Origin of the sequence: Synechococcus sp. R3-13 (genome assembly GCF_047462195.1) — a bacterium.
Taxonomy (GTDB): Bacteria; Cyanobacteriota; Cyanobacteriia; order Thermostichales; family Thermostichaceae; genus Thermostichus.
In genome coordinates, this window is the sequence record NZ_JANSIO010000474.1 from 187 (window position 1) to 6,899 (window position 6,713).

A 6,713-nucleotide genomic window follows, 5' to 3' on the forward strand; every position below is an offset into this window, starting at 1 on the left:
AGCTACGCGAGGCGAGAGGAGAGAGAAAGGAAAGTTGATCCCTGCCTTCTTCGAGACATCCTTGAGAACTGAGACTGGCGGATTCTAGGGTGGATCCCTAGCGCAGGAAACGGGCCAGCAGCACCAGTCCGATGCCGCCGAACAAGATGTTGAAGCTCCAGGCTGCCGCCCAAGGGGGAAGGGCTCCCACTTCTCCCAAGCTGCGAGACACGCTGAGCACCACGTAGTAGGCAAACACCAACAGGATCCCGAAGACGACGCCCCCGTAGCGTCCCACCCGCCGCGCGGTGGTGGATCCCAGGGGGAGCGAAATCAGCACGGCAAAAAAGCTGGCCAGGGGCAGGGAAAAGCGCATGTGGAACTCGGTGCGCAGAGCCTGAGTATTGAGATTGGAGCGGGCCAAACGGGAAATCCGCTCCGCCAGCTCCGGTAAGCTCAACTCGCTGGGGGGAACCGGCGGCTGCATTAGGGTAGCCAGATCCTGGGAAACTTGCAGCGGCTTGCGATGAAACGTTTGCTCGGCAATGCTGAGACCCGTGGGGCCGTAAAGGTGGGTTGCCCCTTCGCTCAGGCTCCACTCCAGTCCGTTCCACACTGCCTGAGCGGCCAAGGTCACTTCCACCAACTGGTATTTGCCTCCCGGCAAGGGATCCACCCGCAAAATCGTGACATCTTGCATCGTATTTAACCGGGGATCCACTTGGCGGATGAAGAACCAGAGGTTGTCTTCGGTTTTGAAAAAGACATCGTATTGCACCGGGGTGGTGGCCTGGGCCAGCAAAGCTTGCTGATCGATCTGGCGGATTTGCTGTTTACTGGCTGGCAGCAGCACGTTGCTAATGAAAAAAGCGCTCAAGCTCATGGCCAACCCCACCAGCAGCAGGGGCCGGAAAATCCGGCTAAACGGGATCCCGGCTGCCCGCATAGCGGTGATCTCGCTGTTGCCGCTCAGCTTGCCCAAGGTGAGCATGGTGGCAAAGAAGGCGGCAATGGGCATGCCCAGCACCACCATCTCCGGCAGATCCAAAACCAAGAGGCGCAACACCGTCAGGGGGGGGACGGATCCCTCGACCAGCCGCTCGGCCAGGGTAAACAGTCGGCCCACCAGCAGCAGCAGGGTTCCCCCCGCAACACCGGCCAGCACCGGGGTGAGCATCTGCCCAAATAGATAGCGCTCCAGCAGCCAGAACTTGGTGAGCAACCGTGCCATGTTTGAGAATTGAAAGGGATCGCCCTCATCCCCATGGAAGAGACGGGTTGCAATGGCCGAAAAATCGGCAGCAAAAGCCCTGAACCAGGCTCATCAATGCATTCTCGCTCAAGGGCTTGGGGAAGCAGGGGGGGGAAACGACTCTGTTTTGTCGGCAGGATCCGAACGCGGCCTAGGAGAGTTGAGGGGAGGTTCGGACGCGGGATCCAGCTCGGCCCCCCAGGCGGCCAGGTAGGCCCGTTGTTCGGGGGAAAGGCGGCGAGCCTGGCGGAAATCTGCCCCTGCCACGATAGCTCCGGTGTAGGCTCCGGTCTTAAAATCCGGCTTTTGCCCCGGCTGAGCGGGGGAAGCCGTCTGAGGGGATCCCACAAACAGCAAAGCGCGGTAGAGATCGGCCCCGCGCAGGTCGGCATTCCGCAAGTTAGCTCCGCACAGATTGGTGTGGCTGAGATCGCAGCCGCTCAGGTTGGCCCGCTCCAGGCTGGCTTCGCTGAAATCCACCGCCCGCAACAGGGTGCCATGCAGGTCGGCTCCCTCCAGCATCGTGCCCAGGTTGACCACTCGGATCCCGTGCAGGCGATCCCGCTGGTAACCCCCTTTGCCGTCCAGAATGGGTCGGCCCAGGTGTTCGTCTCGCCGCAGAGGGCTGAGCAGGTTAGCGGTGGAGAGAAAGCGCAGGATCTTGGCTTTGCCGAAGCGATCCACCCCGTTCAACAAAGCAGCCGTGCGCCCGGCAGCAATGGCCCGCTCCAGGGGCCAATCGTCCAACTGCCCATCGGGAGACAAGACCAGGTTGGAAATGTCTTCAAAGTAGGCGTCGATGGTCTGCTGCTGGGTGATGATATTCTGCTGAATGGTGAGATCGCGGGAGATGATGTACTGCCGCCAGGCAATGTAGGCGGCCAGGATGGCAATCAAGATTTGGCCTGTGGCCCCAAACACTTCTCCCAAAGCCCCAATCGCCTCCCAACTCAGGGATCCCAAGGCGGAAAACACCCCGCTCCCAGCAACCCCTCCCATCAGGGCCAAGCTGAGGGCCACTCCCGCCCAGGCCAATTGAGGCCAAGTGGTCAGCCACCGACAGAGGTCGCGCCCGATCTGCACCCAAAGCGGTCGCCCCCACCAGCCCGCCAGGCCCAGCCAAGCCAGCACCGCCCCCCAGCCCAAGACCGGCTGAGCCATCAGCTTTCCCAAGAGCAGCAAGAAGGCCGGAATCCCCAACAGCAGCAGATGAATCAGGGGTTGCCACGGTGAGACCGGAGACAGCAGGATCCCGGATTCAAGCAGCGACGGCTCTTGGGGCAGATGTTCGGGGACAAGGGTTTTGTAGGTCATGGCGCAAGCAGGGAGGTTACTCTAGGGCTAGTGTTAGACTTGCAAAAAAAGCCTGCGTTAGTCCGTATTTAGAGTTGGCGGATAGGGCAGGATCCCGCCTACTCAGTTTGGTAGGATAACCTCGGCCTTTCTTCTCTAGCCCAGCCTGGTGTGAGGATAACCACCATGATCTATTCCTTATTGTCCTTACTGCCTATTGGTCTGCAGAAATCCGGCGAACACCAATCTACAGCAGTCCTGCCCGGCTTGCGGGTGCAGCGTTACCGCTGGGCAATGCTGGTGCGGCTGGCGTCCTCTCTGCTACTCGGCACCACCTTACTGCTAGCAGCCAAATTGGATCCTGGCTGGGCGCAAACTTCCCTGGACACTGGTATTACCGGCGAGCAGACCCTGCCTCAAGCTCCCCCTCTCCCGGACAATCGCCCGGCCATTTTCGTGGATGCGGCCAACGGCAGCGATACCCGTGGGGATGGATCCCGCAATAACCCCTTCAAGACGATTACTTATGCCATTCAGCGGGCTGAGGCTGGCAGCGTCATTCAGCTTTTTCCCGGGGTGTATAGCGAGGAGAGCGGCGAAACCTTCCCCATTCGCCTGAAAGCGGGCCTCACCTTACGTGGGGACGAGTCCACCTTGGGAGAGGGCTATCTCATCACCGGCGGCGGTACCTACATGAGCCCGACCCTAGGCCGACAAAATGTTGCTCTGCTGGCAGAAACCGGCGCAGAAGTGCGAGGAGTTACCCTGCGCAACCAGGGGCGGCGCGGCTATGCCCTCTGGGTGGAATCTGCCTCCCCGCGCATTCTCAACAACAGCTTTGTGGGCAGCATCCACGATGGAATCTTCATCGCTGGCGCTTCCAATCCCTGGGTGGAGGGCAACCGCTTCTATAAAAACGGGGCCAACGGCATTTCCGTCTTGGGCACCTCCCAGCCCACCATCGTCAATAACCTGTTCCAAGAAACCGGCTTTGGCATCACCATCGACCAACGCTCGGCGCCTGTTGTGCGCAACAACCGCATTCTGCAGAACCGTACCGGCGTGGTTGTCGGGGGCAGCTCCAGGCCCATCCTGCGCAACAATCTCATCGCCCAGAACTTGGAGACCGGCCTCACTGCCATCACCAACGCCCAGCCGGATCTGGGCACGGCCACGGATCCCGGCAACAACATCTTTGAGGGCAACGGCCAATACGATATCAACAACGCCACCCGCGGCCTGCGCCTCAATGCCAACGGCAACCAACTGCGGGGCCAGGTCAAAGGGGATCTGGATCTGTCCGGTCAAACCACCGTTGCCGCCCTTCCCGACAGCGCTCCCCGCCCCATTGCCCCTGGCACTTTGGCTCTGCCCAGTGCCCCGGCCCAGCCGGCTACTCCCAGGGATCCCCGGCCAGCGGCTGAGACCCCCTCCACCTTACCGGTTGTGACGGTGCCGCAATCGACGGATCCCAGCCCAGTTGCCTCTCTATCGGGATCGGGGGGGCGCGTTTTGCCCAACGTTCCTGCCCAGCCGGCGGACACTCAACCCCAAGCGCAGGAGTTTGTTGCCGTCCCCTTCACGCCAGATGGCTCTACCGCACCTGCTCAGCCGGTTGGCCCTGCCCCCGCAGCTCCTGTTCCCAGGCCACCCTCGGCTCCCCTCACAGATATCACCACCCTTCTGCCCCCGCCGGCCCGTCGCCCGTCCACGGGGATCCCAACTACTCCCTCTGCTCCCACTACAACTCCAGTTGCCCCCCCTGTGGCTGCTGTGGGCTCGGCAACCCAATTTCGCGTGTTGGTGACCCCCAAGAGCAGCGATGACTTGAACCGATTGCGGCAGCTCATCCCCGAGGCGGTGGAAACGGTTTTCAACGGCAGAACAGTGTTGCAGGCGGGCCTGTACGACAGTCGCAGCCAGGCCCAGTCGGTGTTGGATCAGCTGTTGGATGCCGGCTTTGAGGCAGTTGCCGAGATGATTTTCCGCTAGCGACCCTCCACCCTACCGGCTTGCTTCTCCATGACGGTTAGGAGGAGGTTTTGGCCCCGGTTCTTTTGGCGGGAGAATCGACCGGCAAGTGTTTGCCAAGGGCGATGACAGCTCAGACACTCTCTAGTCCAGCGGATCCAGTCGGTAGCGGCTGAGCCAGTGATCCAAATGCACTTCCTCCTCATCCAGCAGTTGGGCGTTGATCAACCCCCGTTTGAAGGCAAGACGGATGGCTCGCGCCCGCAAGCTGAAGGTGGTTCCCCACTCGTCGCTCTCAATTTGGTCGTTGCTGACTTCTAACTTGTCGTAGAGGTTGCGCAGACGGTTGGTTACCCCTCGGCGGGACAAAAAGCGCCGTGCAGCAATAGCCTGGTCGGTGAGGCCAAGGGCAATGTCGATCAGCACTTCGTACTCGGCATCGCTGAGACCGGTGATTTTGTTTTGTGAACGGGAATCGACCCCGCGCACCTCTCGGTCGATCACGCATTGCTCATCCTGCACCACCGCTTGGATGGCGCTGACCAATTTTTCATCGGTGCAATTTTTCAAAAGGTAGCCATAGACAGTTTGCGGAGGCACGATCTTGTGCAGCTCCCGCACATAGACTTCATCGGCAAAATGCGACCAAAAAATGATGCGCGTGCTGGGGCACTCTGACCAAACCTGCCGCGCTACCTCGATCCCGGTCATCTCAGGCATGCGAATGTCCATCAACACAAAGTTGGGGTGGTGCTGACGGTAAAGTTCCAACGCCTCTCTACCATTCGAGGCTATATACACCGGGCCGAACTCAGGCAAATGTTGTGTTAGCAGGCTATGAACATGCTGACGGTAGAGAGCGTCATCTTCAGCAAGGAGGGTACTCACGGGCCTTTATCAGAATTACCGAATACTTTCTTTTCACTACCTAACTCTAAAGACACCCACAAGGGAAGATAAGGCACTATTGAGCAGTACTCAATGGAGCAAGGGATCCCCTCCGCCGGCTATGAGTAGCAGCTCGGAAAAAGGATTTGGCCCCACTCTGTCCTGTGGAGGTTGCGGTTTCCCCATAGCGCTCACGCAAACGGCCAATGAACTTCTCCACCGCAGACGTCGAAAACTTTTGATAAGCAGCAGTCTATGCTGTTTCTACGGCAGAGGCCAAAAATGCCTCAATCTCAGAGCGCTGGGGCAAGCTAGGTTGGGCTCCCGCACGGGTTACGGCCAGAGCAGCGGCGGCATTGGCAAAACGCAGGGCTTCCCTCAGGGATCCCCCGGCAGCCAAACAAGCAGCTAAGGCCCCACAAAACCCATCTCCGGCAGCGGTGGTATCCACCACTTCCACAGGATGGGCGGGCCAATGGCCACTTTCTTCCCCATCTGCCCAGACCAGCCCTGCCCCTCCCAAGGTGAGGATAACGGCTGGGATCCCGTGTTTCTGCAGTTCTTGAGCCACCTTTTGGGCTTGTTCCGGCGTCTCCACAGGGGATTGGGCAAGGGCAGCCGCTTCGGTTTCGTTGAGCACCAAGTAGCGAACCTGGCGCAACAGGGATCCCGGCAATGGCACGATGGGCGCAGGGTTGAGCAAAATCGGGATCCCTTGGGCAAAGGCTTGTTCTGCTGCAGCTTGCACGGTGGGCAGGGGGATTTCCAGTTGCAGCAGGAGCAGGGCCGCCGGGGTAAAGGGAGGCAAATGCTCCGGCAGATAGCGACCATTGGCTCCAGGGCTGACCACAATTCTGTTTTGCCCGCCGGGATCCACTGTGATCAAAGCTAGGCCGCTGGGCCCCTCCAACTGCCTCAGGTGGCGGGTATCCACGCCGTTGTGCTCCAGGTTCTCTTGGAGCAGACGCCCAAACTCATCGGATCCCACCGCTCCCCACATTTCCACCTGGGCTCCCGCCCGCGCCGCTGCCACCGCTTGATTGGCTCCCTTACCGCCAGGGTAGGTGGCGTAGTCGGATCCCAGCACCGTTTCCCCAGGGCCGGGATGATGGGGCACCTGCACCACCAAATCCATGTTCAAGCTACCCACCACTCGGATCGGGCCTGCCATCGGGCTTGTGGGGAAATCCTGTTGGAAAAGCAGAGATCTAGAGATCTTTGGTTTGGATCCCTGGGCAGCTATTGTATCAGCCGCCGGTCTTGGCCAGGGATCCCCTTGAGCGCCCTACCACGCGGCAAGGGCTGATAGCAGTCGTGGTTTTTATTACCA

At 60.0% G+C, this 6,713-nt stretch carries 5 protein-coding genes; 1 reads left to right on the forward strand and 4 read right to left on the reverse strand.

The features are described 5' to 3' along the window. Positions 1-97: 97 nt before the first annotated feature. Together NW856_RS13235 and NW856_RS13240 are read right to left on the reverse strand one after the other, a co-directional pair. Complete coding sequence (locus NW856_RS13235) at positions 98-1,210, reverse strand: LptF/LptG family permease (RefSeq protein WP_414400636.1); 1,113 nt, start codon at positions 1,208-1,210, stop codon at positions 98-100. A gap of 108 nt (positions 1,211-1,318) precedes the next feature. Then, positions 1,319-2,545 carry a pentapeptide repeat-containing protein gene (locus tag NW856_RS13240; RefSeq protein WP_414400637.1) on the reverse strand — a complete coding sequence of 409 codons (1,227 nt, stop codon included), beginning with the start codon at positions 2,543-2,545 and terminating at the stop codon, positions 1,319-1,321. Between the two features lie 165 nt (positions 2,546-2,710). Between NW856_RS13240 and NW856_RS13245 the strand changes: the two genes are divergently transcribed. Beyond that, a complete protein-coding gene (locus NW856_RS13245) occupies positions 2,711-4,516 on the forward strand; it encodes a DUF1565 domain-containing protein (protein WP_414400638.1) in 1,806 nt (601 codons plus the stop codon). A gap of 123 nt (positions 4,517-4,639) precedes the next feature. Here NW856_RS13245 and NW856_RS13250 read toward each other — a convergent pair whose 3' ends face one another. Together NW856_RS13250 and rbsK are read right to left on the reverse strand one after the other, a co-directional pair. Continuing rightward, positions 4,640-5,383 carry a response regulator gene (locus NW856_RS13250; RefSeq protein ID WP_414343332.1) on the reverse strand — a complete coding sequence of 248 codons (744 nt, stop codon included), beginning with the start codon at positions 5,381-5,383 and terminating at the stop codon, positions 4,640-4,642. A gap of 253 nt (positions 5,384-5,636) precedes the next feature. After that, the gene (rbsK, locus tag NW856_RS13255) at positions 5,637-6,554 is read right to left on the reverse strand and encodes a ribokinase (protein ID WP_414400639.1); all 918 of its coding nucleotides are present in this window, start codon (positions 6,552-6,554) and stop codon (positions 5,637-5,639) included. Positions 6,555-6,713: the final 159 nt, after the last annotated feature.

Excerpts from the sequence above, each read along its gene's own strand:
- NW856_RS13235 (WP_414400636.1), bottom strand. The coding sequence starts at position 1,210 with ATGGCACGGTTGCTCACCAAGTTCTGGCTGCTGGAGCGCTATCTATTT.
- NW856_RS13240 (WP_414400637.1), bottom strand. The coding sequence starts at position 2,545 with ATGACCTACAAAACCCTTGTCCCCGAACATCTGCCCCAAGAGCCGTCG.
- NW856_RS13245 (WP_414400638.1), top strand. The coding sequence starts at position 2,711 with ATGATCTATTCCTTATTGTCCTTACTGCCTATTGGTCTGCAGAAATCC.
- rbsK (WP_414400639.1), bottom strand. The coding sequence starts at position 6,554 with ATGGCAGGCCCGATCCGAGTGGTGGGTAGCTTGAACATGGATTTGGTG.